At 40.5% G+C, this 23543-nt stretch carries 26 protein-coding genes and 1 pseudogene; 12 read left to right on the top strand and 15 right to left on the bottom strand.

All coding sequences use genetic code 11. From position 1 onward, the window contains the following. The first annotated feature begins 181 nt into the window (after positions 1 to 181). On the top strand, positions 182 to 976 hold the full coding sequence (locus P9989_RS04735; protein WP_283077664.1) for a hypothetical protein: 795 nt from the start codon (positions 182 to 184) through the stop codon (positions 974 to 976). Between the two features lie 14 nt (positions 977 to 990). Beyond that, a complete protein-coding gene (locus tag P9989_RS04730) occupies positions 991 to 1458 on the top strand; it encodes a hypothetical protein (protein ID WP_346274890.1) in 468 nt (155 codons plus the stop codon). Positions 1459 to 1579: 121 nt separating this feature from the next. Here P9989_RS04730 and P9989_RS04725 read toward each other — a convergent pair whose 3' ends face one another. The 4 genes from P9989_RS04725 to P9989_RS04710 all read right to left on the bottom strand — a co-directional run bounded on the left by P9989_RS04725 (position 1580) and on the right by P9989_RS04710 (position 4846). Then, positions 1580 to 2788: a Bcr/CflA family efflux MFS transporter gene (locus tag P9989_RS04725; RefSeq protein WP_283077662.1), complete on the bottom strand. Its 1209-nt coding sequence runs from the start codon at positions 2786 to 2788 to the stop codon at positions 1580 to 1582. Between the two features lie 137 nt (positions 2789 to 2925). Further along, complete coding sequence (locus P9989_RS04720) at positions 2926 to 3372, bottom strand: PH domain-containing protein (protein WP_283077661.1); 447 nt, start codon at positions 3370 to 3372, stop codon at positions 2926 to 2928. A gap of 195 nt (positions 3373 to 3567) precedes the next feature. Next, on the bottom strand, positions 3568 to 4596 hold the full coding sequence (gene splB, locus P9989_RS04715; RefSeq protein ID WP_283077660.1) for a spore photoproduct lyase: 1029 nt from the start codon (positions 4594 to 4596) through the stop codon (positions 3568 to 3570). Then, positions 4589 to 4846, bottom strand: coding sequence for a transcriptional regulator SplA domain-containing protein (locus P9989_RS04710; RefSeq protein ID WP_283077659.1), 258 nt, complete (start codon positions 4844 to 4846; stop codon positions 4589 to 4591). The genes splB and P9989_RS04710 overlap by 8 nt, the downstream gene beginning before the upstream one ends. A gap of 317 nt (positions 4847 to 5163) precedes the next feature. Between P9989_RS04710 and P9989_RS04705 the strand changes: the two genes are divergently transcribed. Continuing rightward, entirely contained in the window at positions 5164 to 5400 is a 237-nt protein-coding gene (locus P9989_RS04705; RefSeq protein ID WP_283077658.1) for a hypothetical protein, read from the top strand. On the opposite strand, the gene P9989_RS04700 is transcribed toward P9989_RS04705, so the two are convergent. Then, the gene (locus tag P9989_RS04700; protein ID WP_283077657.1) at positions 5397 to 5651 is read right to left on the bottom strand and encodes a hypothetical protein; all 255 of its coding nucleotides are present in this window, start codon (positions 5649 to 5651) and stop codon (positions 5397 to 5399) included. The genes P9989_RS04705 and P9989_RS04700 overlap by 4 nt on opposite strands. 256 nt (positions 5652 to 5907) lie before the next feature. Beyond that, positions 5908 to 8160 (bottom strand): MMPL family transporter, encoded by a 2253-nt coding sequence (locus P9989_RS04695; protein ID WP_390306456.1) that lies wholly within the window; start codon positions 8158 to 8160, stop codon positions 5908 to 5910. Between the two features lie 165 nt (positions 8161 to 8325). Here P9989_RS04695 and P9989_RS04690 point away from each other — a divergent pair, with 165 nt between their 5' ends. Continuing rightward, positions 8326 to 8967 (top strand): TetR/AcrR family transcriptional regulator, encoded by a 642-nt coding sequence (locus P9989_RS04690; protein WP_283077656.1) that lies wholly within the window; start codon positions 8326 to 8328, stop codon positions 8965 to 8967. A 111-nt stretch (positions 8968 to 9078) separates the two neighbouring features. Here the strand turns inward: P9989_RS04690 and P9989_RS04685 are convergent, their stop codons facing one another. The 3 genes from P9989_RS04685 to P9989_RS04675 all read right to left on the bottom strand — a co-directional run bounded on the left by P9989_RS04685 (position 9079) and on the right by P9989_RS04675 (position 11535). Further along, complete coding sequence (locus P9989_RS04685; RefSeq protein WP_283077655.1) at positions 9079 to 9459, bottom strand: DUF2512 family protein; 381 nt, start codon at positions 9457 to 9459, stop codon at positions 9079 to 9081. Positions 9460 to 9506: 47 nt separating this feature from the next. Next, positions 9507 to 10646: a M14 family metallopeptidase gene (locus tag P9989_RS04680; protein ID WP_283077654.1), complete on the bottom strand. Its 1140-nt coding sequence runs from the start codon at positions 10644 to 10646 to the stop codon at positions 9507 to 9509. Positions 10647 to 10992: 346 nt separating this feature from the next. Continuing rightward, positions 10993 to 11535 carry a helix-turn-helix domain-containing protein gene (locus P9989_RS04675; RefSeq protein ID WP_283077653.1) on the bottom strand — a complete coding sequence of 181 codons (543 nt, stop codon included), beginning with the start codon at positions 11533 to 11535 and terminating at the stop codon, positions 10993 to 10995. A gap of 226 nt (positions 11536 to 11761) precedes the next feature. On the opposite strand from P9989_RS04675, the gene P9989_RS04670 reads away from it, so the two are divergent. Both P9989_RS04670 and P9989_RS04665 read left to right on the top strand, forming a co-directional pair. Continuing rightward, entirely contained in the window at positions 11762 to 12721 is a 960-nt protein-coding gene (locus P9989_RS04670; RefSeq protein ID WP_283077652.1) for an ornithine cyclodeaminase family protein, read from the top strand. A 35-nt stretch (positions 12722 to 12756) separates the two neighbouring features. Next, positions 12757 to 14058 (top strand): MFS transporter, encoded by a 1302-nt coding sequence (locus P9989_RS04665; protein WP_283077651.1) that lies wholly within the window; start codon positions 12757 to 12759, stop codon positions 14056 to 14058. A 486-nt stretch (positions 14059 to 14544) separates the two neighbouring features. On the opposite strand, the gene P9989_RS04660 is transcribed toward P9989_RS04665, so the two are convergent. Beyond that, on the bottom strand, positions 14545 to 14829 hold the full coding sequence (locus tag P9989_RS04660) for a GNAT family N-acetyltransferase (RefSeq protein ID WP_283077650.1): 285 nt from the start codon (positions 14827 to 14829) through the stop codon (positions 14545 to 14547). After that, positions 14780 to 15031, bottom strand: a complete 252-nt coding sequence (locus P9989_RS04655) for a hypothetical protein (protein WP_283077649.1) — start codon at positions 15029 to 15031, stop codon at positions 14780 to 14782. The genes P9989_RS04660 and P9989_RS04655 overlap by 50 nt, the downstream gene beginning before the upstream one ends. A gap of 390 nt (positions 15032 to 15421) precedes the next feature. Here P9989_RS04655 and P9989_RS04650 point away from each other — a divergent pair, with 390 nt between their 5' ends. Beyond that, the gene (locus tag P9989_RS04650) at positions 15422 to 15544 is read left to right on the top strand and encodes a hypothetical protein (RefSeq protein WP_283077648.1); all 123 of its coding nucleotides are present in this window, start codon (positions 15422 to 15424) and stop codon (positions 15542 to 15544) included. A 203-nt stretch (positions 15545 to 15747) separates the two neighbouring features. Here P9989_RS04650 and P9989_RS04645 read toward each other — a convergent pair whose 3' ends face one another. The 4 genes from P9989_RS04645 to P9989_RS04630 all read right to left on the bottom strand — a co-directional run bounded on the left by P9989_RS04645 (position 15748) and on the right by P9989_RS04630 (position 17369). Then, on the bottom strand, positions 15748 to 15969 hold the full coding sequence (locus P9989_RS04645; protein ID WP_283077647.1) for a hypothetical protein: 222 nt from the start codon (positions 15967 to 15969) through the stop codon (positions 15748 to 15750). A gap of 88 nt (positions 15970 to 16057) precedes the next feature. Further along, positions 16058 to 16276, bottom strand: a complete 219-nt coding sequence (locus P9989_RS04640) for a hypothetical protein (protein ID WP_283077646.1) — start codon at positions 16274 to 16276, stop codon at positions 16058 to 16060. 35 nt (positions 16277 to 16311) lie between these two features. Beyond that, entirely contained in the window at positions 16312 to 16683 is a 372-nt protein-coding gene (locus tag P9989_RS04635; protein WP_283077645.1) for a hypothetical protein, read from the bottom strand. Positions 16684 to 16799: 116 nt separating this feature from the next. Next, a complete protein-coding gene (locus P9989_RS04630; protein ID WP_283077644.1) occupies positions 16800 to 17369 on the bottom strand; it encodes a GNAT family N-acetyltransferase in 570 nt (189 codons plus the stop codon). Between the two features lie 131 nt (positions 17370 to 17500). Here P9989_RS04630 and uxuA point away from each other — a divergent pair. From uxuA to P9989_RS04605, 5 genes and pseudogenes are all read left to right on the top strand, one after another. Further along, positions 17501 to 18536: pseudogene (gene uxuA / locus P9989_RS04625) on the top strand (mannonate dehydratase). 126 nt (positions 18537 to 18662) lie between these two features. Beyond that, complete coding sequence (locus tag P9989_RS04620; RefSeq protein WP_283077643.1) at positions 18663 to 19937, top strand: extracellular solute-binding protein; 1275 nt, start codon at positions 18663 to 18665, stop codon at positions 19935 to 19937. Between the two features lie 44 nt (positions 19938 to 19981). Then, complete coding sequence (locus P9989_RS04615) at positions 19982 to 20857, top strand: carbohydrate ABC transporter permease (RefSeq protein ID WP_283077642.1); 876 nt, start codon at positions 19982 to 19984, stop codon at positions 20855 to 20857. Between the two features lie 16 nt (positions 20858 to 20873). Beyond that, positions 20874 to 21752: a carbohydrate ABC transporter permease gene (locus P9989_RS04610; RefSeq protein WP_283077641.1), complete on the top strand. Its 879-nt coding sequence runs from the start codon at positions 20874 to 20876 to the stop codon at positions 21750 to 21752. Positions 21753 to 21787: 35 nt separating this feature from the next. Beyond that, the gene (locus P9989_RS04605) at positions 21788 to 23539 is read left to right on the top strand and encodes a cache domain-containing sensor histidine kinase (RefSeq protein WP_283077640.1); all 1752 of its coding nucleotides are present in this window, start codon (positions 21788 to 21790) and stop codon (positions 23537 to 23539) included. The last annotated feature ends 4 nt before the right edge of the window (positions 23540 to 23543 follow it).

Raw genomic sequence — 23543 nt, 5'->3', positions numbered from 1 at the left:
TATTATATAAAGAATTACCCTTATTCGGGTTTTTTAGTGTGGTTAAATTCGAGCATATCCAAACCCTCTCCCTCCCCCTTAACTGAGCAAGCGACCACATCTCCTCTTTCCTTAGAAAGTATAATACTAGACTAGATGAGCAGAATAGGGAATAACTGTAAGTGATGAGGGGAGGATCTTTTTGCAAACTTACCAAAACGCTGATCGAGCTCGACGGTACAAAGCATATATCAGTCCACTTGGAACCACTCAAATCCATTTGAGAAACCCATTTGTTATCGCCTGGTGGTCTGCAGCTTTCCCTGGATTTGGACACCTCCTCTTATGCAAATACCTTCGTGGTTACGTACTGGTTCTCTGGGAAATAATTATAAATGTCAATGCCAATATTAATCTCGCCATGATCTACTCATTTAACAGGGAATTTGAGATGGCCAAAATGATCCTTGAACCAAGGTGGGTGCTGCTCTATATTCCTGTCTACATTTATGGCATATGGGACAGCTACCGAACAACGGTTGATACGAATAAAGTATTTATTCTGGCAGATCGGGAAAACGCTCGTTTTATTAATTTTCAGATTACAGCATTGGAAATTAACTACCTCGATAAAAGAAAACCGTGGATTGCCGTGATGTGGTCGTTTTTTATGCCTGGGGCAGGTCAGCTTTATATTCATAGAATCGTGACAGCCTTCTTCATTATGATCTGGGTCGTCACCATCGTTTATTTATCGCATTTTCTTGAGGGAATTCATTTACTTGTATTAGGAAACCTTACTCAAGCAAACGAGGTTCTGAATATGGAGTGGCTCCTGTTTATTCCTTCCGTTTATTTCTTTGCTATGTATGATTCATACGTCAATACTGTAGAAAATAACAAGCTGTTTGATAATGAGCAGAGAACCTTTTTGCAACAGCGTTATCAGAAACCCAAATTTGACTTACCCCACACCCTTAACAAAAGAGACAGGTGATTGAGATGTATGTGATGTCTACCTTTGAACATTCGACATATTTGGAATTAGCGCTTTCAGCACTTGAGATGGAAAAAATCCCAAAAGAGAGTATACTAGCTATTCCTTTGAATAATAGAACAGAAAACCGGAGGCTGCTTGATACGATTCATCATTCAGACGGAGTTAGTTTATTTGATATTGGGGCGGCTCTTGCAACTGCCTTTTCAGTGATTGGAGCCAGTGTGGGATTTCGCCTGGCATGGGGGCCGATTGTCTGGGGGATCATCGCAGCTATAATTGGGTGTGTGACAGGGGTCTTAATCAGTCTGTGGTTCAACATAAAAAAGCGTAAAAAACAAAGGAAACTAAGAGGGAAAACGTCTGAGCTCATCCTTATCATTTATTGTGACGAAGAAAAAATTCAAATGGTCGAGGAAATACTTTGGGATAACCTCGCTCTTGGTGTGGCCACTGTAGATAATGATTATCAAAGCGTATAGCGCAATTTTTTAGGGGCAAGAGAGTGAGAACACTTTATGCGCACCTGTATTCTCACTTCTTCTCTATTGGAAAACCCTCTATATACGAAGCCTAATAAATAACTTTTCTCAAGAAGAACCTTTATGCTTTTGATTGTTGATTCTTCGTTGTCATCGTAAAAAAGGCTACAGAACCTATGGAAGCTGTAACAAATAAAGTCGCTCCCATCGGTACAGCTGTCGTTTCATTGATGCCGACAAGCGGGGAAACCATCGATCCAAATAGTAACGGAAGCATCCCTAAGACAGCACTGGCACTTCCTGCTCGATGTCCTTGTTTCTCCATTGCAAGCGTAAAGGTACTGGTGAGAATCATGCCCATAGAGGTCATGTAAATAAAAATCGGGATCACAAGCGTCGCTAACGGTCCTTCAATAATCGTCATGATCAGCAAAAAGAAGGTGGCACTCACAGCTATAAGGACGGCCGTTCTGAGCAAACTCCGCTCATGAATGATTCCTCCCAAGCGACCGATGATAAAACTGCCGCTTATGATCGCCAGACCATTAATACCAAATAGAATACTAAACACTTGAGGCGACACATCATAAATTCCCTGGTACACAAAAGGCGTTCCTGATACATAAGCAAAGCTGCCGCCGTGAACGAAGCCAATCGTCAAGGCGTAGCCAATAAAAGAACGATCTTTTAATAAACTGCCAATAGTGCGAAAGGAATGACCAATCGAGCTTGGGATCCGTTTCTCAGGTGGTAAGGTTTCAGGTAATTTTAAGGCAATCACTGAAACAATAATCAATCCAAGAATACATAAAAAGTAGAAAATCGTATTCCAGGTGGCGAATGGTAAAAGTAAGATAGCCCCTCCGGTCATGGGGGCTATCATCGGAGCCGTTGCATTGATCACCATTAAAAGTGCGAAAAACTTCGTAAGTTCTCTTCCGCTAAACACGTCACGTACGACAGCACGAGAAAGAACCACCCCTGCTGAAGCTGTAAATCCTTGCAGGAAACGAGCCGCCACTAACGTGATGATATTCGGTGCCAACGCACAGAAAAGGGATGCTAACGCAAATAAGAAAATGAAAATCATTAGCGGTTTCCTTCTACCCTGTGCATCACTAATAGGACCGACGACCAGCTGACCGACCGCAAGCCCGACTAAACAAGCCGTTAAACTGAGCTGAACAAGTGAAGCACTAGCCCCAAAATCATCAGCGATTGCAGGGAAACTTGGTAAATACATATCAATATTAAGAGGTCCTAATATCCCAAGCATACCGAGGAGAAAGGCCAACCCTATCCTTTCTTTCCCTGTTGGATTATGCAGCATAAATCCTCAAACACCTTTCCTGGTTATCTTATCTAAACTCTATAGAAACCCTATTCCTCATACGAATTCATTTATTTTAGCAAAGGTATATGCCTGATACAATTAATTAGTCTTCCCTGATCACAACCCTTTCCGCTTTATTTCTCATAAACCTCCGCCTGGGGGCAATGCTTCTTGAGCTCAGAGAGGAACCTATGCTTTTCTCTAGGTGATATTTTCACACTGCCAAGGATCCCGGATTTATAATGGATTTCAATCCCTTTACTGGATGACAATAATCGATAACCTGTATAGATATCTTCCGTAGGGGCTACTTTGGTAATCTCATCATATGGAATTTTACTAAAGAAGGGGCCGCCTTTCACATGCAAATAAGTTTCATGAAATGTATAGTTTATGGAAAAAGAGACCCACAAAATAAACGCTATGGTAAGGAAAAATATTGATAACCATACTGCAGTAAAAGTAAATGTATGGGTGGATTCATCAAAGATATAAGGAACCAGAAAGACAATTCCAATAATTAGAAGTACCACCGACGTAATAGCTATAAACATAGAATCTATTTTCGACCGAAATCTCAACTCATCCCCTCCAGATTGATAAGTTATCTAGCTGGTTCTTCTAATACATTTTACAGAAAGAGCGTCCTGTTAAAAAGAAAAAAGACATGCGTGATGTACACAGCATGTCTTTTATAAATCATTTTGCATCTTTCCAACTGCAGCATAAGTCTTGCTTCGTAACATAAAGACGTGAGGCATTAATTATAGGGCGGATCAAGTAAAATACTCTAATTTTGCGTTTGGAAAATAGTGCTCAATATATCCTCCGAGCGTGTGTTTCATATCTTCCTGCTCCTCATCCTGATAAACATACTTGCCAATCCCATAGCGGCCCCATTTCCATTTTCTTTTCGATTCCTCAAGCTCAAGCTTACTCATGGGGTAATTTTTCTGAATAACTCGTTTAGCAGGCTGCGTAAACCGATGCTGGATCAACTCAAAGGTTAAATCCTGAACGGCCTGTTCAGGGAGAACGCCTTGCAGCTTCTCGAACATCTTCTTGTATCCTTCTTTCCAGCCATCATGCAAATAAATAGGGGCAACAATGAATCCTAAAGGATAGCCTGCCTTTGCAACCTTAACAGCCGCTTCTATTCTGTCATCCAGCTTCGAGGTTCCCGGTTCAAAATATTTAATCACATAATCATCATTAATACTGAAACGAAAACGAGTACGGCCATTATGCTTAGCATCGAGTAAATGATCGACATGAGCGAACTTGGTTACGAACCGGAGCTTTCCATGCTCTGATTGACCAAAATATTCGATGGCATCTTTCAACGTGTGAGTCAGATGATCCACACCGACGATATCTGATGTACAGGAAGCTTCAAAGCGAGTGGGTTCAGGAGCCCGCTCTTTCATATACTCTTCTGCAGCTGAAAAAATCTCCTCTGTATTCACATATGTGCGAATATAGGGTTTACTCCCCATCGTCGTTTGTAAATAACAGTAGTGGCAATGGCCCATACAACCTGTTGCAAAGGGAATCGCATATTCTGCGGAAGGCTTCGAAGTATCAAATTTCAATGTCTTACGAACTCCAACCACAAGGGTCGATTTTGCGATTCGATATTTCTGAAAATCATTGTCCCCCGGCAAATTTCTAATTTGATTATGGGACGTTGTCTGCTTAATTTCCAGTCCCATCTCTTCAAATTTATCGATGAGCTCCCTCCCTTTTTGGTATTCCAAGGCGCGGGGCTCCACATAAACGAGCTGAGGGACAAAGGGCTTAACCATAAAATTGACCCTCTCCATTTGTCCCAAATGCCTCACGATAGGCTTGTTCTGCTTGCTCTTCTGACTTATATACGGCCACTTCATCTGTTAGCGGATAAAAAGTTTCATACACAAACAGCGCTAACTCTTGAGGGTTCTCGGGGTTCTGAACAACAGCTGCTTCTTGGACGTTAGCTACGTCTTGCGCGTGAGGATTTCTAATAATCACATAGACAATTTCTCCAGCATTATACATTTCCTGTAACTCCATAAACTCACCTTTTCTGTAAACATTTTGCCTTATTGTCTCTCAGAACAGGAAGTTTATGATAGGGATTTTCTTATCGTGGGTCGAGAACAAGGTCCATCTATTGGGTTTATAGAGAAAAGTAAAGGGTATTGTTTAGAAGTACAAGTAATAGCTTAAACCCTTAAACGGAGAAGGGGGTATCGAGGTTACCTTGATATCTCTGGTTTAGTAAGTGGAAGATTTCTGTGGATTTTAATTGGAAAAGACTTTAGCACACTGGGACGGATCAGACAAATTATGGCTTTATTGTTTAATTTCTTAAATAAAAGGTGATGGTCTTGAACTTAACACAGCAAATGATGCTCGCACTCAAGGAATTTATAAATGTTCATGAGGTATCGATCACCGAATGTCCTCATTTTCACAAGGGTAAAAAAATGGTAGACCAAACTGGTGATTATCTGATTGTTTATTTCCATTCAGACCACGGGAAGTTTGTCTATACCTTTAAAGGAATGGAGGATACCTATTTTTTCCTTATTGACCCCGATCCAAACAACCGTGGATCCATTTAAAAAAGTGACGAAGCTTCCATATTTTTTTCCCTATGTTTCCCCCCCTCATCAATAAGAAGGTGATGTTTATATGGCATGATTTTAAAGCGATAATTTTCATGAGAGAATTCATTGTTCTTTATATAACAAATGAAAGCTTCGGCCTCTTCATTCGTATTAAAATGTAATTCTGTTCTATAATCCAAGAGAGAACTTTGGAGAAAGTTGATTTCAGTTTTTTCGTTATAAAAAGCGACTACTTTAAAACTCATGACAAGTCCCTCCTCATTCATTTTTCAACAGCAAACTTTGTATTGCGGAGGTTCGAGGCGAAGTAGTTTTGGTTGTATGAAACTTTTAGATAGCTTTCTACATTTTATCACAAAATAGTAAGATCAACTACAATTCCTGTCTAATATTTTGAATATTAGGACTAAATAATATTAAGTTTTCTACAAGAATAAAGCCCGTTTAACTAAACGTGCTTTATTCTTTCTAGTCCATTTTTTAATCCGTTCACTCTTCGTTCTACTCCATGGACTCCCCTTCCTTTTGAACCATGTCGCCTTCACTATCTTTCCTCTTCCATAGTTTACCCGGCCAAAATGAGAATCTTCCTAATACAGCGGTGAGAGAAGGAACCAGTAATGGTCGGACAATAAACGTATCAAGGAGAACGCCAATAGCCGTCACCGTTCCAAATTGAACTAATACTTGAAGTGGCAGCACGGCAAGCACCGAAAATGTCCCCGCCAGAATGAGTCCGGCAGAACCTATAACTCCACTCGTTTCGCTTACTCCCTCGCGTATAGCCTGTTTCAGGGGCATGTGATGGCGCTTTTTCCAAATGCTTGAGACCATAAATATGTTATAGTCTTCACCCAGTGCCACAAGAAATACGAAAGCATAAAGCGGGATTAATCCTGACATACCATCTGCCTCATAGATGTAATCGATGATCAGCCACCCTAACCCTAAGGCACCAAGGTATGATAGCACTACGGTTCCTAGTAAATAGATCATGGCTACAATAGAACGCAGATAAACGAGCAGCAGCACAGCGATGATGATCAGTACAGCCGGGATGATGACGGACTGGTCTCGTTTTGTTATTTGTTTCGTATCATAAAGTCCGGCCGTTTCCCCCCCAATCCACACGTTATTGGCGGCATTCTCTATTCCTGCTTCCTCGAGGGCGGCCGCTACCTCGCTCTTCATATTCGGAATAGACTGAATGGCTGTTTCCGAATATGGATCAGCAGCTAGAGTGACTTTGTATTTCAGTAGGGAAGAATTCTCGGATCCTTCCACCGGACCACTAACCGATCCAACAACAGAAAGCGAGCTTAGCGTCTCTATCACATTCACCTTTTCCCCCTCTGTCTCAACGATCACTTGAGCAGGAGCCACCTCTCCAGGTGAATAATGATCAGCAATGATTGAGAATCCTTCACGGGAAGGCATATCTTCCGGGAAAGAATCCAGCAAACCATACGTGTAATCGATTTTCGGTACAAATAGCGCCAGACCACCTAGCAAAATTGTACATGAAAGGATAATGGCCCATGGTTTATCCGTTGCCCAGCGACCAATAGCCCGGTTAATAGGACCAGTTGATTCGGGGCGCCGCAAGGACTTTCCTTTTTTACGTTCCCCCTCTTGAATCATTTCTTCCGTACGAGGAATAAATGGTACGAAAGCCACCCTTCCCAAGATAGCTAGTATTGCTGGCAGCAAAGTTAAGGCTGCAATACCAATCACCAGGATGGATAAACTAAACGGCACGGCAAAGCGGTCATAAGAAGCGTAGTAAGCCAGCCCTAATGTTAACAGCCCAGTGAGCGTCGTTAAGGCACTGACCATGATCGCGCCACCCGACCCGCTAACCGCTTTCTGTAAAGCGATATTTTTATCTGTTTCAACTCGTAATTCATCACGGTACCGGGAGATGAGAAACAAGCAATAGTCTGTTCCCGCTCCAAATAATAAGACGGTCATAATCGAAATCGCCTGGGAATCGACCACAATCCAACCCTGATCGGCCATAAAGCCGAGTAATGGACTGATTAAACCGTAAGCCACCCCTACAGCAACAAGAGGAACTAATGCAAGGATCGGAGAGCGATATAAGATTATCAACAGTCCTAAAACTAATCCGACCGTTGCCATTAACAGTGTCACATCGGCATTGCTAAATAACTCTGTAGCATCAATCTGAATGCCAACTGGCCCCGTAAAACGTACGTGCAGCCCATCTTCTGAGAGGTCCTCCTGAAAGACCGACTCACTAGTCTGATCAATAATTCTCTCTTGTAATTGAGCCAGAGCATGCTGTAACGATTCCGTCGATGCCCCTTTTTCAAAAAAGACAGGAGTCGTTAGGGCCACCCCATCTTTAGAGCTTGCTCCCTTTAAAGCTTGCGGCGGTGCTTTCGCAAACGGTGGGATTAACTTCTGTTTGGAGACCGGCTCTTCTTCCAGGCTGCCATAAATCTTCTGGATTGTTTCATAATCCTTTTCCTCAAGTCCTCCATCTCGATGCCAGACCACTAATAGAGGAACTCCCGAATCATTGGAAAATTGCTCGGACGAAATATTTGAAGCCTCCACCGACATAGCATCGTCTGGAAGTAATTGACTTGAATTGGTTTCCTCCTGATTGACCTGTGGCCAGACAAATGATAAAACAACAACCAGCAAAAGCCAAATCATGATCGTCAGCCAACGCGTTTTCGAACCAGCGACCATTTGACCCCACTGGGTGATAAGTGATTTTTTCAAAAGAATCTCTCCCTCCCCTTTTACAAATACCGTTATGTATTTATACTCTAAACATGTACTCTAAATTATATATACTAGACAGTTAATTATCAAAAGTTTGCTATTTCTTTTCAGCAAACCGCCTGTGTTATACTAAATTTGACCTTTCGTATAAGGAGTTTAAAGATGGAGAAACAAACAAATCGTTCCCCAGGACGTCCCCCTCACTATAAAGACAAACAGCCGACAGATGAACTCATCCTATTCAACGCATCTCAACTTTTTCTCGAGAACAGCTATCAGGATGTATCGATGGATGATGTGGCAAAGGCTTGTAATGTAACGAAAGCATCGGTGTACTATTATTACAAAACCAAATCAGAGCTTTATACAGAGACAATGATCAGGTTGATGTATCGTATTCAAAATATGACCCTTCAACTCCTGAACGAAGACAAGCCCTTTCGAACGAGATTGCTGAACGTGGCGGAAGCTTATCTGAAAGTTTCGGTTGACTTAGATACCGAGCGTTTTATTCATAATGCCAAGAACATGCTTTCGAAGGAGCAGTTGACGGCTATCCAAAAAGCAGAAGAAGCAATGTATACGTCGATGGAGGAATTCTTTCAAGAAGCGACCGATCAGGGGATCATTTCCCCCATCAATCCCGCCTTTGCTGTGCACGGATATATTTCTTTGCTCAATACGGGTAACTATAAGAATGCCGATAAACAAACGATATTCTCTTCCCCACAAGAAGCTGCCAAACAAATTGTTGACTTCTTTTGGAAGGGTTTAACGAAGGATATTCAAGACCCGCAAAATTAGACCAACCAGGCATATGGGCTGGCTATTTTGGGGGAATGCAAACGTTAAGTGTTCAATTTGTGTGTAGGAAAGGAAAAGGACTGCCCTATAAACAGGGCAGTCCTCCTATTATTAATACATATATGCTTTTAACCGTTTTTTGACTGCAAGTCTCTTATACACAACGTAAATATGGAAAAAGTATTCTCCAAGCGCAATGATTACAGCGGAAATAGCTGCTGCACCTGCCATTGTCCCTGTACCGAGGCCAGTCAAAGCCATGCCGAGCAGCCACACAATGATAAACGTTAAACCCACATCTGCTGTCGCAGCCACACTGTTCGTTGTTTTAATGAGAAGGTAAAGATCACCTAAGAGATACGAAACGGCTCCGAGAACAATCGTGACGATCAGCACATTAAGAAATGAAACACCAAATCCGAGGGTTAAGACTACATAGAGGAATAGGAGTGTCATAACCCCTTTAATTGCAAGCGCCTTTACATGATCCATGATTCTCTCCTCCTTCAATTATGATAGGCTTTAGTATAGAAGCAGTTTTATTTAAACTGATTAACAGCCAAGATCCCCTCTCTTCCTAGTACCGATTCAATACCTGCCCGTGTTTCCTTCACCACCGCTTCTCTCCAATTCGCATCATCTGGATAAAACATAGCTTGAAACTCATCCAAGATCCATTGAGCATCTTCTTCTTGCTCAGCTCCACCCCAATACATATGATTCTCTAAAATCATAGTCGTAAATTCACGCAGCTCAGCTTTCTTGCTCGTGCCGAATGTCCCGAATTCGAACAAGGCTGAGAAAAGATACGTCTCTGGATATAATTCCTGTTGTACTTTGTGAAAATGGTTAGTCGAATCGCCTTTCACATCTGTTGGTGTAAACTTTTTTATATTTTTTATCTGATAGTCAGATTTTAGTTCTTTTTCCTCGCGAGAATCGTGCTCTGAAACGACCATCGTCATCTCGTTTGCTGGGCCAAGGGCTGTGTGCCAGTCCATGTGGATGACGCGTGGATAGGTGGATAATAGTTTTTTTTGCCACTCTTTTAAGAATGCAGTGGATTCTTCCTCGTCATTTCCTCCAAAATAAACTCCCCGTCTAAACTCAAATTGCCCCATCCCTTTAGCTTTCGTAATCCCACCATATCCCTCTCTGGCCAATGCTTTGCCTAATTCGATATACAGTTTCCTCTTTTCTTCCTTAAGATCATTTATTTTCCCATTTGGAAGGAAAAGGTCCCTTTCCTTCGCATAATTCCGATTTACTTCTTCTGCTACGGAAGATTGATTATAAAAATAGTTCCGATTGAGGTCTATATTATTTTCCGTTACCCGCCGGAAGTGTCTCATTCCCCATGGGTTCAAGGCATGAATCAAGCAAATCCCAGTAGTTTCAGGATCTACCTGATCAAGGTACTCATCTACAAATAAGTGAAGAACACCAGCCCCGGCATGCCCCTCTATGCCATGTTCGCCGGTTGTAAAAAACAGTACTTGCTGATTGGACGTCACGGCAGGTGAATAAATCACATCTATGGTGTTATCATCTTCCTGACCAATCACTTCACTGGACAATACAGCTTGTGGCCATTTTAACTTGATCGTATCCAAATGGTTCCGAAATGTTTTTCGTGATTCTTCATAGTTTGATTTGAAATAGGTACCTGTCTTTTCCATTGCCTTCCCATCCTTTGTATGAAAATTTGGCCTTACAAATAAGGAAATTAAAACCTTACCAACCTGAAATCAGCGAATACCATGCTGCTTTAGTCAATTGAATTTGGTTGTACTGTTCCTGATTTAAGGGTGATTGAAACGGATCCATTAGAATTTTAAGATTAATTCTTCTTATCAACGTAAACTTCATGAAATAAATCCTAAACTAACTTCCATGCTCAACCATCGCCAATGCTGGAGACAACGAAGACCCTAAGTTAAAAAAACAGGCAGAGAAGTATTTCCCTGCCTTTACACAAACCTCTTTAGTTATAGAGTTAGAACAATGCAATTACTGGTCATTATTTTAATTCAGTCCGGGATTAGTTGAAACACACAAAAATTTAACAACATCCTCTGTCCGATTAAACCAATAATGCTGAACAGTCGAGTTAAGGTGAATACAATCATTCGGGCTCAGTACATATTCCTCCGCTTCCATCCATACGGTCAATTCTCCCTCCAGCACATACAAGAACTCCTGACCTTTATGAGAAAGAGGATTTCCATTCGTTTCCCCCGGGCTTAGTGTAACTAAGATCGGAGTAAATACCGAATGGTCAAAGTTACCGGATAAATCCTTATAAATAAAGGGGGTGGTTGGAGTCGAATTTTCGTCTACAGTATTACGCTTCACGGCAGTTTTCGGATCACTCGGAAAGAAGTAACTCGGATTAACATCCAGAACTTCTGATATTTTCTTTAACGAATCTAATGTAACAGAGGACTTGGCCCGCTCAACTTGTGATAAAAAGCTGATGGATAGACTGGTCCTCTCAGACACTTGTTTTAATGTGAGTTTCTTCTGCTTTCGTAACTCTTTGATTTGATTCCCGATTATGTTTTTCATATGTATGCATCCTTTTGCAAATGATGGACTCCTCCCTAAGGATACAGGAGTATGGGCAAAATGTAACGATTTTACCAAATAACAGATTAAGGCTTGTAAAATTATCTGAACTATCATAACATTTTAACTAATTTCGTAATTGAAGTGACACTTCAATTTTAAAGTTGATTTATACCTCCCGAGTCTGAGAACCTGTCCCATTTTATGAAAGAGAGGAGAAACTAATATGAACTTTATTACTCAGCATGATATTGATTCTGTTTACACGATGAAGGAGTGTATTGCAGACCTGAAGGAAGGTTTCCGCTTATATTCGCAAAATAAAACCTATGCTCCTGTCCGAACAGTGTTGGATCATTCCCACTCTGGAGCTAACACCTTGTTTATGCCTTCTTACATTGAAGACATGGAGTATGAAACTGTCAAGGTCGTCAGTATTTTTCCAAACAATCCCGCAGCCGGAATCTCCACCTTACAAGGAGTAATTTTATTAACGGAAACAGTTCATGGGCAGCATCTAGCTACGATTGAAGCCAGCGGGTTGACTGTGATGCGGACTGGAGCCGGGGCTGGTGTTGCGACAGAATACCTTGCGAAGAAAGATGCGCGGCAGCTCTCCATATTAGGATGCGGGGCTCAGTCACGAGGACAACTCCAGGCTGTCCTGTCCATCAGACCGATTGATCGCATTTTTTTATGGAACCGGACAGAAGAGAAAGCTTTGGCGTTTAAGGAAGAAATCGAGCAGTCAGGCTGGAAAGGTGACGTAATCGTTAGTGATACAGCTAATGATGCTGCTTCTAAAGCAGACGTACTTTCGTTGAGCTCAAAATCACAGGAAGCCTTATTTGATGCCAATGTTCTCAAACCGGGTGTTCACATTAATGCGATTGGCTCTTATCGTCCTGACCTGAAAGAATTCGGTGTGGATACGCTTGAGCGGCTTGATCAATTGTGGGTCGATACATTAGAAGGCGTTCAACATGAAGCCGGTGAACTGATTCAGGCAGCGGATCATGGGAAATGGACATGGGATCAAGTAAACGGTGAGTTAGCTGAACTCGTCACAGGGCAAAAGTCAGGACGACGGAACCATGATGAAATCACACTATACAAGTCGGTAGGTGTGGCTTATATGGATACGATTGCAGCCGCAAAAGTGTATGAAAAAATGGTCCAAAATTAAGGATGTTTTGAAGACTGAATACAAGGAGGAAGATGATGGATAAACGACTAAGCCGAAAAGTATTAATTGCCAGTTTAACTGGAAGTTCGATCGAATGGTTTGATTACTTTTTGTATGGAACTGTAGCATCGCTTGTTTTTAATGAATTGTTTTTTCCTAGCTTTGATCCTGTCATTGGCTTGCTGTTAGCCTACGCTTCCTTTTCATTAACATTTTTCATTCGTCCACTGGGCGGAATCATATTTGCTCATATTGGTGACAAAATCGGACGAAAGAAAACCCTGGTTTTAACCTTATCCCTCATGGGCGGAGCCACCGTATTAATCGGCTTTCTTCCTACCTATGCTCAAGTTGGTGTCTGGGCACCGATCTTACTCATTACCTTAAGACTGATTCAAGGACTCGGCCTTGGCGGAGAATGGGGCGGCGCCCTGTTACTTGCCGTCGAATATGCGCCTGAGGAGAAGAAAGGTTTTTTTGGAAGTATCCCCCAAATGGGAGTTCCGATTGGATTACTATTAGGGACATTAGCACTAACATTGATGAGCTTGCTTCCTGAAGCTGCCTTCATGGCATGGGGATGGAGAGTGCCATTTATCCTCAGTGCCGGGCTTGTCTTTATCGGGTTATGGATTCGAAAAGGGCTTGATGAAACCCCGGCATTTAAAGAAGCGCAAGAATCAGGGCAAGTCTCTAAAATGCCGATTGCCGACACACTAAAGTATCACTGGCGCCAAGTACTAATTGCAGTTGGAGCCAAAGTTGTCGAGACCGCACCGTTTTACATTTTCGCAACTTTCGTTGTTAGTTATGCAACCGATACACTCGGGTATGACCAGATTAATGTGTTGAATTCCGTTACGATAGCTACATTTATTACAGCAATTATGATCCCCATTATGGGGCGTATTTCGGATAAAGTCGGACGAAAACCAGTTTATATCGCCGGAACAATTGGAATGATTCTCTACGCCTACCCATACTTTTTACTCTTATCAATTGGGGAGACCTGGGCTGTGATTGTAGCTACTGTGATCGCTCTAGGAATTGTTTGGCCGCCCATCACAGCTGTGCTTGGGACAATGTTCTCGGAGATTTTTTCGACAAAAGTCCGCTATACTGGGATATCCTTAGGCTATCAGATCGGGGCTGCTTTAGCTGGTGGAACCGCGCCGCTCATTGCGACCTGGCTTTTAAGTCAATTCAATAATTCATCATCACCTATTTCGATTTTTATAATTGTAACAGGTGTTATTTCACTGATAGCAGTTAAGTTTACTAGTGACTCTAAGGTTACCTCTATTTCAGACCAGTCAAAATCAAGACAATCTATTTAAGACACTTCAAAATACTCAAGGGATTTCCCACTTGCGGAAATCCCTTGGTGTTATAATTATTCTACTATCAGTTAAAGGCGAAAACCTATTCTTGAAAAAGAGCCCCAGAAAAATCCAATCTATTACTGTTTTGCGCGAGTTTCTAGCAGTTCAGAATATATTCAACAGGTCGCCAAGTAGCAATGAGAAGAGTATTAAGAATGTAATAATATAAAGATAACCAAACTTCTCTCCTCTGTCTTTAACATCTTCTATACCCATCAGCAAATACATCAAGGCCAAAAAGAAAACATTAGATGAGTAGGCAGTTCAAAACCATCCCAAAAAATAAGCGAGCCTACATATCCAAGCACTGCTACAGAAATCACCAGGTTTACTTTTCTTAACAGCGACAATATCCTTTTCCTTTAGAATCGCCTTTCTTCCTTCTAAAAAGGGCTTACTGCAATAAATAGCTGGAAAGAAGTTAAATTTCCCTCACCATTCTCAAGGAAATATAATCTTCTTCAGACGCATTGGAGTAAGCCAGCTTCTCAGAGTTCTTAGTAAATCCCTGGCTTCATAAAAAGGAATTCCTTTATGGTTTCCTTTCTGTACTGACACCCATTGTTCTTTTGCACCTTTTTCAATTTGAATACTGGTTATGTAATCGAGCAGGTGAGTACCTACCCCTTCTCTCCGACGTTTAGGATCTAAATATAACACGTAAATCTCACTTTTATCATGATCGATCATACCGCCGCCAATCGCCCCAACCAACCACTTCTTCATCCGCAAGCGCCACAATATAACCATCCCACCCCACTGTTTCCTTTAGTTCCCGGTGTATACGATCATGGTTATAAAAAATTTTATTATTCCTCATAATGTTTTCTTCACTTCTAATCCCTTGATAGGTGTCTAGACATCCTTCAGAACAAACTCTGGAAATCCCTTCAACATGCTCATAAGACGCCCTACTTATGACAACCATACAATTCCCCCCCTTTGCTTTTTTGTTAAAACTATTCCCGTTACGTCATTAGAAACTGACATTATACGTTTAATACGATAAGATACCTTCCCTTACTCCATATTTCTGAGGAACTTATCTAGTAAGCTATAACACATTTTGTTGATTGGATGGGGGGTTGTCTGAACAACAACCTCCAGCTTACATAAGATATCGTGTAAGACCAATTTAGTAGGAAAGGAGATGAGATTACTATGAGTTGCTGTGGTAATAATAACGTAGGCGGTGCTTCTAATCGAAGACACTGTGGTAACAACGTAGCTGGTGCTTCAAATAATAATTTTAAGGTTCCAGTAAGATCTTATATTGACGGCGAGGATTTCTGTCGTGCCGTAAACCGATGTCTACGAGATGATATGGTTGGTGGTGCAGAAGATCGTAATAGATGCTGCTGTAGACATCATCGACGTCGTGGTTGGGATTGGTTCTAGACTACAAACCCTTTCCATTGATAGAGAGAGTCTCCTAGTTTAATAGCAAACAGCAGACTCTACTATTCAGAGACGTGTTTGGATTCCCTTTCTTTTGAAATGGGGGATCCGGCACGTCTCTTATCTTCTTATTAAAACGAATTCAGGTAGACTTTTGTAGCTGTTTCCTATTTCATTTCCTAAACCTTATAAACTATAAAGGAATAGATAATCCGCCTTGAATATCTCCATCTAGTTTTTATTCTTCTACCAGCCTGGACCTCCGCCGGAAGAATTCCTGTATATTTCCACATTGATCTTGCTTCTGGCTTCTACTTGAGCGCGAGAAGCCGTTTTTGCTTTTTCCAACCTGTCACCATAATCAGCATCGTGTCTGGAGCGTGATGAACGTTTGCGAAACATTCCAATTAAAACTGGTGATACGAACACTACAATGATCCCGAGGAGAGTCAAAATACTCGTCGTCATACATAAATCACTCCCTTACAAAAAATACTTATTCCTTATACGTGTTAAACCACCTCTATGTTTCATTACAAGTCAATCCTGTAACTCATTACCTAACGATCTTCTTCTGATAGTAACTTCTGACAACATAACTACAAAATCCCCCAATTATGAAAGGGATTACTGAGCTTCCCGCTACAAACCCACTGGAAGTCTCTTCGTAATAACTAAACATCAATAGTTTGATATCATACATGAATCCAATCAACACTAGTAAACCACTTACCAGGATGAAAGATAGTAAAGCTAACAATACTGTGTTGATCAAAACTATCCCCCCTTCCATTCCCGTAGCAACGGCAACTACTGATTTAAAACTGAGCCCTTTTCTTCGTACCACCTGAGCATTCTCCATTTTTCGTCGGACTCTTTTCGCCATACTTCAAGCGATAAAGCTCGAACGACCTTTTCTTTATATTTATGCGTTATTTCGTAGGAAACAGCAGCCTGTATTTCAGACTGGGGAATAATCGTTAGGCCAGAATAAATAAATCTGATATCCTTCCCTTTATAATGTGCTGCTGCACTTTCATTTCCCTCTTTAATTTGTTCCCAGTTAAATAATTCTACTTGATCCTGATCAGGCATATAAAGATACCCCTGAAATTCCTTAGAATAGTATTCATTCATCTCATCAAATCTGCCTTTTGAAAAATCCTCGTGCAATTCTCGCATTCGATAAACCTGGGTTGCTACCTCTTTTCAATACTCATCTTTTACCCCCTTTTTATTAAAAACACCTAAGTAACCCCTTCTATATTTTTATAAATTTATCCTTTAATGTTTCGATATTATGTACCCACCCAATGGGACATTGGAGGTCCCAAACGTCCCATCACTATGGTATTGTAGTAATTTCCGTCTGAAAGGAATTTGTCTTTTTTTAAAATACCTTCTACTTCAAAACCAAATTTTTTATAAAGCTCTACAGCTTTATCATTGGCTTCAATTACATTCAAAGCCATTTTTTTAATTTCATTTGAATCAGCCCAACAAACAGATTCCTGTAAAAGGTTTCTTCCAATCCCATATCCCCAATATTCCTTTAACACACCAACTCCAAAATCCACCTTATGGGAAAGCCTTTTCAAATTGTTTCCTTCACACCTTGAAAAACCTACAATTCTTCTGTTAACTTCAGCAACTAAAAATAGGTTATTTATACGCTCTGTATCTTCTTTAATTATTTTTTTAAAACCTTCTTCATCTATGTAATCCTCTCCTTTCTCCCGATCGAGATTTTCCGTCTCCCCATCAATTTCCGCTCTAACTTTGGACAGGGTTTTCGCATCCTGTTCTATGGCTGATCTAATTATGTAATATACTTTGTTCTTGTAAAATTTTTTTTGATTAACCCTCATTCTCGTCCTCCTAATAAACCTCATTATATATAAAATAGAAATTGTGATAAATTTGTAGTTTCTATGGATGTCCTCCCTGCTTCAAAAAGATACAATTATAAAAACCTGTTTAATAGAAAGGAGGACATTCAATGAAAATGTGTTTTCGCTGGTATGGAAAAGAAGATTCTGTTTCATTGGAGGAGATTAAGCAAATCCCCAATGTCAAAGGCATTGTCTCTGCCATTTATGATATTCCTAATGGAGAAATTTGGCCGTTAGATAGAATTATGTCTCTAAAAGATATGGTGGAACAACACGGGATGAAGCTTGAAGTAATAGAAAGTGTCCCTGTACATGAGGAAATTAAACTCGGGTCTTCAAATCGGGATACTTATATCTATAATTATAAACAAACACTAAAGCATCTCTCACAAGCAAACATTAAAACGGTTTGCTATAACTCTTATGCCTGTCTTTGACTGGACAAGGACCAATATTCAGACTACGTTATCCGATGGCTCTACTACCCTCTCTTACGATGCTGATGAGTTAGAAAAAATAAATCCTCTGAGTGGTCATTTAACCTTACCTGGGTGGGATTTATCTTACCAGTCCACAGAACTTCACACATTACTAGAAAGGTATCAGACAGTTTCGGAAAAACAGCTCATGGATAACCTGCTCTACTTCCTGAAAGAAATCATCCCTGTGGCAGAAGAAGAAAATATTCTAATGGCTATACATCCAGATGATCCGCCCTGGAGCATTTTCGAACTCCCTAGAATTATGAAAAACCGCCAAGATGTAGAGTTTCTCCTTAAAGAAATGGACAGCTACTATAATGGTATCACTTTTTGTACAGGTTCATTTGGATCCGATCCGAACAATGATCTAATTGATATAGTAGATATTGCCAAAGATCGCATTCATTTCATTCATGCGAGAAACGTTAAACATACGAAGAAAGGATCCTTTCATGAAACATCACACTCCATTCATGACGGCTCTATTCCCATGGTCGATCTTATGCGACACCTTGTAAACTCAGGCTATAATGGACCAATTCGTCCTGACCATGGTCGAATGATTTGGAAAGAAAAAGGTAAACCTGGTTACGGACTCTATGACAGAGCATTAGGAGCAACTTACTTAAACGGAATTATCGATACTTTAAGATTTAAATAAACCTACAATTCAAAATATTTATCATTTTGTAAAATTGGAGATGTTTTTGTAGATTTAGAGGATAGTGATTTTCTTTTACCCTGCTACACTTTATGTAAGCGCTTCAATAATAGGAGGGAATAAATTTTGAAGAAAAAAATTAGTTGGCTTTTATTCAGTGTTATATTCGTTCTGTTCTTAGCTGGATGTAGCGGGAATAGTAACGAAGCTTCCGGAAGTGGTGTGATTGAACTGACCGTTTGGAATGACTGGACTGAAGAACGTCCTGAAAATACTGCCTACAAAAACATGATTAAGCAATTTAATAAGGAGCATGAAGATATTCAGGTCATAAGTGAAAGCATTCCTCACGATCAATATGAAACTAAACTCCGCACACAAGCAGCCGGAAAGCAACTTCCTGATATGTTCCGCGTTTGGCCAGGAGCTCGCCTCAAACCGCTTGTAGAGGGAAATGCTGTACTATCTCTGAACCCGATCATGGATAATTGGAGAGATAAGATTCCTGAAGGTATATTAAAAGACTACGCCTTTAATGAAGAACAATATGCAATTCCTGCAAACATTAGTGAAACCAGCCTTATTTTTTATAATAAAGACATTATTCAGCAAGCTGGTTACAATGAATTTCCATCTTCTTACGAAGGGTTGAAAAAACTTATTGCTGAAGTAAACAACATGGGCACCACTCCCATTTCACTGGGAAACAAAGCGGTTTGGCCTCTTCAGTCTGTCTATATTTCTACAATTGCTGACAGGTTTACTGGCAGTGAATTTTTGCCAAACACATTAGAAGGTGAAGGTACGTTTGAAAATGGACAATTCATTAAAGCTCTTACTGTCATTCAAGAACTCTCAGAGATGGATGCATTTAACGTGGATATGAATACACTTGATGAAGCCCAGTCAAGAAATGAATTTATTGCTGGAAATGCGGCAATGCACTTTGCTGGCTCATGGGCCATTGGTCCAATTTTAGATAACGTAGAAAACACAGACAATATCGGAGTGGCACCGTTTCCTAGCTTTGCAGAAGGCGAAGGCAATCAAAATAAAATTGCAGGCGTAGCAGGTGGCGGAATTGCTGTAAATAGCAGCTTAAGCGAAGAAAAACAGCAAGCTGCATTTAAATTTCTGAAATTCTTTTATGGAAATCAGCTCTATCAAGAGCTTGCGAAAGCAAACATAATAGTTCCTGTAGAAGTCGAGGTTGATGGAGCACCGGAAGTCTACAAAAAGGCAAACAGTTTTGCACAAAATGGATTGGCACCTGTGTATGATGCTACCTTGCCACCGAATGTAACAGACGTCATCAATAACGGGCTTCAATCCATCACATTAGGTGAGAAAACGCCGGAAGAATTAGCAGCAGATATGCAGGAAGAGCTAGAAAACGAATAATAAGCAGGCCACAACTTGTGGCCAACTTTAAAGGAGGGAAAGTGATGCATTTAGCTAAAAACAAGCAAATGGCCATAACTTTTGGCCTTTTCCCTGCCCTGCTCATCTATATGATTTTCGCCATTTACCCAATCCTACAATCCTTTTATTATTCTTTTATGGAATGGGACGGTTTCTCAGATATGACTTACGTAGGTCTAAGTAACTTCAAGGAGTTATTTCAGGATCCTTTATTTTGGAACTCTGCTAAAAACAACATTTATGTCGTACTCGCTTCTGTGTTAGGTCAGGTGCCGATCGCTTTATTTATCGCTCTACTTTTGAACCGAAAACTTAAAGGTTCAAAAATTTTCCGCACCATCGGCTTCATGCCTGTTGTTCTTTCAACGGTCGTTATATCCTTAACTTGGAGCTTGATTTACAACTCACAGGACGGGATGATCAACGAATTATTAAGAGCAGTTGGGTTAGGTGCATTGGCTCAAAACTGGCTCGGCGACACACAATGGTCCATGATTGCAGTCTGTGTAACCGTGGTTTGGCAATTTGTGGGCCTCTATTTGATCATTTTCCTAGCTGCCTTGCAAAATGTTCCAGAAGAAGTATTAGAAGCAGCAAGAATGGATGGTGCCAATGAATGGACCACAACTTGGAAAATTACAATTCCGATGATATGGGAAACCATTTTAGTTGCGATTATTTTATGTATCGCAGGGAGTTTGAGAACCTTTGATTTGATCTATGTTATGACACACGGCGGCCCCTCTCATTCCACCGATGTTATGGCTTTGTATATGTTCAATGAGACGTTCAGTAACCTTCAGTATGGCTATGGAAGTGCTGTATCTGTCGTGATCTTCTTCTTCAGCTTACTGCTAATCTTTATTGTTACTAAATTACTTGGTCGAAAAATGATTTAGGAAAGGGGGAATATGAATGGACACGACTGTTGGTACCAATTCTCAAACTTATTCAAAATCAAAAGTCAAGAAAAAGCGCAACAAGAAAAACACAATCATTTACATTATACTTACGCTATTTGCGATTGTGAATGCTTACCCAATTGTTTGGATGGTGATCAACTCCTTTAAGTCAGAGCAAGAATTTGCTGTAAACCAGTTTGGCTTCCCTTCTGAATTTGTTCTTGAAAACTATGTGAGTGCCTGGAACACAGCAAATTTCGGTGTGCTGTTTAAAAATAGTATATTTATTTGTTTAGCAGCCACTCTTATAACTGTCTTCATTGGAGCCTTAGCTTCCTACTTCTTGGCGAGATTCTCTTTCAAGATGAATAAAATAGTATATACGTTGTTCCTCTTTGGGATGCTTATCCCCATCCATGCCACTCTCGTTCCGATGTTTATTTTAATTCGAAACTTGGGGTTATTAAACAGTTCAGTTACGTTACTGTTTCCTTACATTGCATTTAACTTGCCAATTACAATTTTTATATTAACTAGTTTTATGAAGGCTTTCCCTAAGGATATTGAGGAATCTGCCATTATGGATGGCTGTGGTATCTTCCGGATTTTCTGGTCAATTATTCTCCCGATGTCACGGCCCGCCCTGGCAACAGTTGTCATTCTAAACTTCATTAACAATTGGAATGAATTTTCTTTTGCCCTTGTGCTTATTAATGACCCGAACCTTCAAACACTGCCTTTGGGTCTTGCGAGTTTCGCTGGACAATTTACCACGGATTACGGAGCCCAGATGGCCGGTTTAACGATGACACTCGTTCCTATACTGGCATTCTATCTATTACTAGAGAAAGAAATCGTCAAGGGCATGACAGCAGGTGCCGTTAAAGGATAAAATTGAGGTATCAATTAAAAAAAGGCTGATGCATCATGTTCAAGCATTGGGGATTAAAAAAGCAATTCGCCTCGGTTTTTTTCATACTAATCACTTTACCAACCGTATTATTTGGAGCGCTCATTTATATTCAAACAACTAATACATTTAAAAACCAGGCAGAGATGAATACGATCGATTTACTTGATAAAAATGAAGAAAGCCTTACCTCAGTCATTAGAGGAATTGAAAGTATGTCCTCCTATATGATATATGATGAGAACTTTCGAACCTTTTTTACAACAGGAAAAGAAGATATGACAAGTGCGGCATATAAGAGGGCAGAGGAAGGAATTCGGGGATATTTCACCTTTCAGATTACTTCCCAGGATTATATTGACTCAATCTATTTGCAAGCAAAGGACGGTCATACGCTATCTTTTGGTAACCCCACTCATGGGGACGAGAGACAATTAACAGCACACGCTAAAAAAGCCTCGGGTGCTATTCATTGGAGTAATGCTTACCCAGTCATAAGTGCTTGGGACGGAGAAAAACACATTATTAGCTTAACGAGACAAATTAATGACCTGGATAACATTACAAAACCAATCGGACTCGTTCGCATTCGACTTGATGAACAAGATTTATTTGATGCATACAGCACAGGGACAAGTAATCAACAAGGCAACTTTTTTGTTATGTCAGAAGACGGTGAGGTTGTACTTCATCAAGATGAAACGATGCTTGGAGAATCGTTCCCCAACAAGCGAATTGTCGATCTCGTTGTTGAAAGCGATACCAATTCTACAAGATACGTTACTGACGACAACAGCTACCTCGTCGTTAAAAAACCAATTACAGATACGGACTGGTTCTCCGTTGCTATTGTCGATGAAGACAACATTGTCGGTGAGTTATATCAAGTAAGGACACTAATTGCCGGTATGATCGTTTTGCTCATTTTATTAGGAGTTCTTGCCTTCATCGGGTTTTACCGCTTTAACGTTAAACGAATCATTGAGCTCACCAATCAAACTCAGCAGCTGGAAACTGGTGATTTCTCAGCAACCGTTAAGATTACATCACACGATGAAATTGGTCAACTTGGTATGCGATTCAATCACATGGTTCAGGAAATAAGGGAATATATCGATAAGGAATATAAGTTGAAGATTAAACAGCGTGAATCAGAACTAAAATCCTTACAGAACCAAATGGATCCACATTTCCTCTATAATACGCTCGATATGATTCGCTGGACAGCTCGAATCGAAAAAGCGATGAAAACTGGAGAGCAAATCGAGCACTTGTCTAAGATTTTCCGTATCAACTTAAATCAAGGTAAAACATGGATCACGTTAAATGAAGAAATTGATTATATTAGAAGTTATTTAGACCTCCAAAAAAATAGACTGGGGGACCGAATGGATTATTCAATTGAGGTGGACCCTTCCCTTTCCCATGCTCTATTGCTGAAGCAATTGCTTCAGCCGCTAATTGAAAACAGCATTATCCATGGTTTCCATAACCTTAATCGTTCAGGTACGATTCACATTTATGGCCAGAGGACAGAAGGACAGCTATGGATAGATGTGATAGATAACGGTCATGGTTTAGATAAAGATTTCACCTTTAAACAGGAGGGGAGCTACGCTCTTTACAATTTAGAAGAGCGAATCAGAATTGCGTGCGGACCTGGGTATGGCCTCGAAAATATCCCTTGTGAAAAAGGGGCCTGGATGCGTTTGAAACTTCCATTCATCATGGAACAACAAAAGAATTCTTTAGAGGGAAAGCGAGGGTAGCGTT

Source organism: Halobacillus naozhouensis (genome assembly GCF_029714185.1).
GTDB classification, from domain to species: domain Bacteria; phylum Bacillota; class Bacilli; order Bacillales; family Halobacillaceae; genus Halobacillus_A; species Halobacillus_A naozhouensis.
This window is presented reverse-complemented; position numbering and strand designations above follow the sequence as displayed.

Bases quoted from the DNA above. Each gene is read 5' to 3' on its own strand.
- P9989_RS04660 (WP_283077650.1), bottom strand. From the start codon at position 14,829: ATGAAGAAGTGGTTGGTTGGGGCGATTGGCGGCGGTATGATCGATCAT.
- P9989_RS04615 (WP_283077642.1), top strand. From the start codon at position 19,982: ATGCATTTAGCTAAAAACAAGCAAATGGCCATAACTTTTGGCCTTTTC.
- P9989_RS04680 (WP_283077654.1), bottom strand. From the start codon at position 10,646: ATGGAAAAGACAGGTACCTATTTCAAATCAAACTATGAAGAATCACGA.
- P9989_RS04635 (WP_283077645.1), bottom strand. From the start codon at position 16,683: ATGCGAGAATTGCACGAGGATTTTTCAAAAGGCAGATTTGATGAGATG.
- P9989_RS04710 (WP_283077659.1), bottom strand. From the start codon at position 4,846: ATGGAGTTACAGGAAATGTATAATGCTGGAGAAATTGTCTATGTGATT.
- P9989_RS04645 (WP_283077647.1), bottom strand. From the start codon at position 15,969: ATGACGACGAGTATTTTGACTCTCCTCGGGATCATTGTAGTGTTCGTA.
- P9989_RS04700 (WP_283077657.1), bottom strand. From the start codon at position 5,651: ATGAGTTTTAAAGTAGTCGCTTTTTATAACGAAAAAACTGAAATCAAC.
- P9989_RS04675 (WP_283077653.1), bottom strand. From the start codon at position 11,535: ATGAAAAACATAATCGGGAATCAAATCAAAGAGTTACGAAAGCAGAAG.
- P9989_RS04655 (WP_283077649.1), bottom strand. From the start codon at position 15,031: ATGGTTGTCATAAGTAGGGCGTCTTATGAGCATGTTGAAGGGATTTCC.
- P9989_RS04685 (WP_283077655.1), bottom strand. From the start codon at position 9,459: ATGGATCATGTAAAGGCGCTTGCAATTAAAGGGGTTATGACACTCCTA.
- P9989_RS04650 (WP_283077648.1), top strand. From the start codon at position 15,422: ATGATATGGTTGGTGGTGCAGAAGATCGTAATAGATGCTGCTGTAGAC.
- P9989_RS04610 (WP_283077641.1), top strand. From the start codon at position 20,874: ATGGACACGACTGTTGGTACCAATTCTCAAACTTATTCAAAATCAAAA.
- P9989_RS04670 (WP_283077652.1), top strand. From the start codon at position 11,762: ATGAACTTTATTACTCAGCATGATATTGATTCTGTTTACACGATGAAG.
- splB (WP_283077660.1), bottom strand. From the start codon at position 4,596: ATGGTTAAGCCCTTTGTCCCTCAGCTCGTTTATGTGGAGCCCCGCGCC.
- P9989_RS04730 (WP_346274890.1), top strand. From the start codon at position 991: ATGTCTACCTTTGAACATTCGACATATTTGGAATTAGCGCTTTCAGCA.
- P9989_RS04630 (WP_283077644.1), bottom strand. From the start codon at position 17,369: ATGAGGGTTAATCAAAAAAAATTTTACAAGAACAAAGTATATTACATA.
- P9989_RS04605 (WP_283077640.1), top strand. From the start codon at position 21,788: ATGTTCAAGCATTGGGGATTAAAAAAGCAATTCGCCTCGGTTTTTTTC.
- P9989_RS04725 (WP_283077662.1), bottom strand. From the start codon at position 2,788: ATGCTGCATAATCCAACAGGGAAAGAAAGGATAGGGTTGGCCTTTCTC.
- P9989_RS04690 (WP_283077656.1), top strand. From the start codon at position 8,326: ATGGAGAAACAAACAAATCGTTCCCCAGGACGTCCCCCTCACTATAAA.
- P9989_RS04665 (WP_283077651.1), top strand. From the start codon at position 12,757: ATGGATAAACGACTAAGCCGAAAAGTATTAATTGCCAGTTTAACTGGA.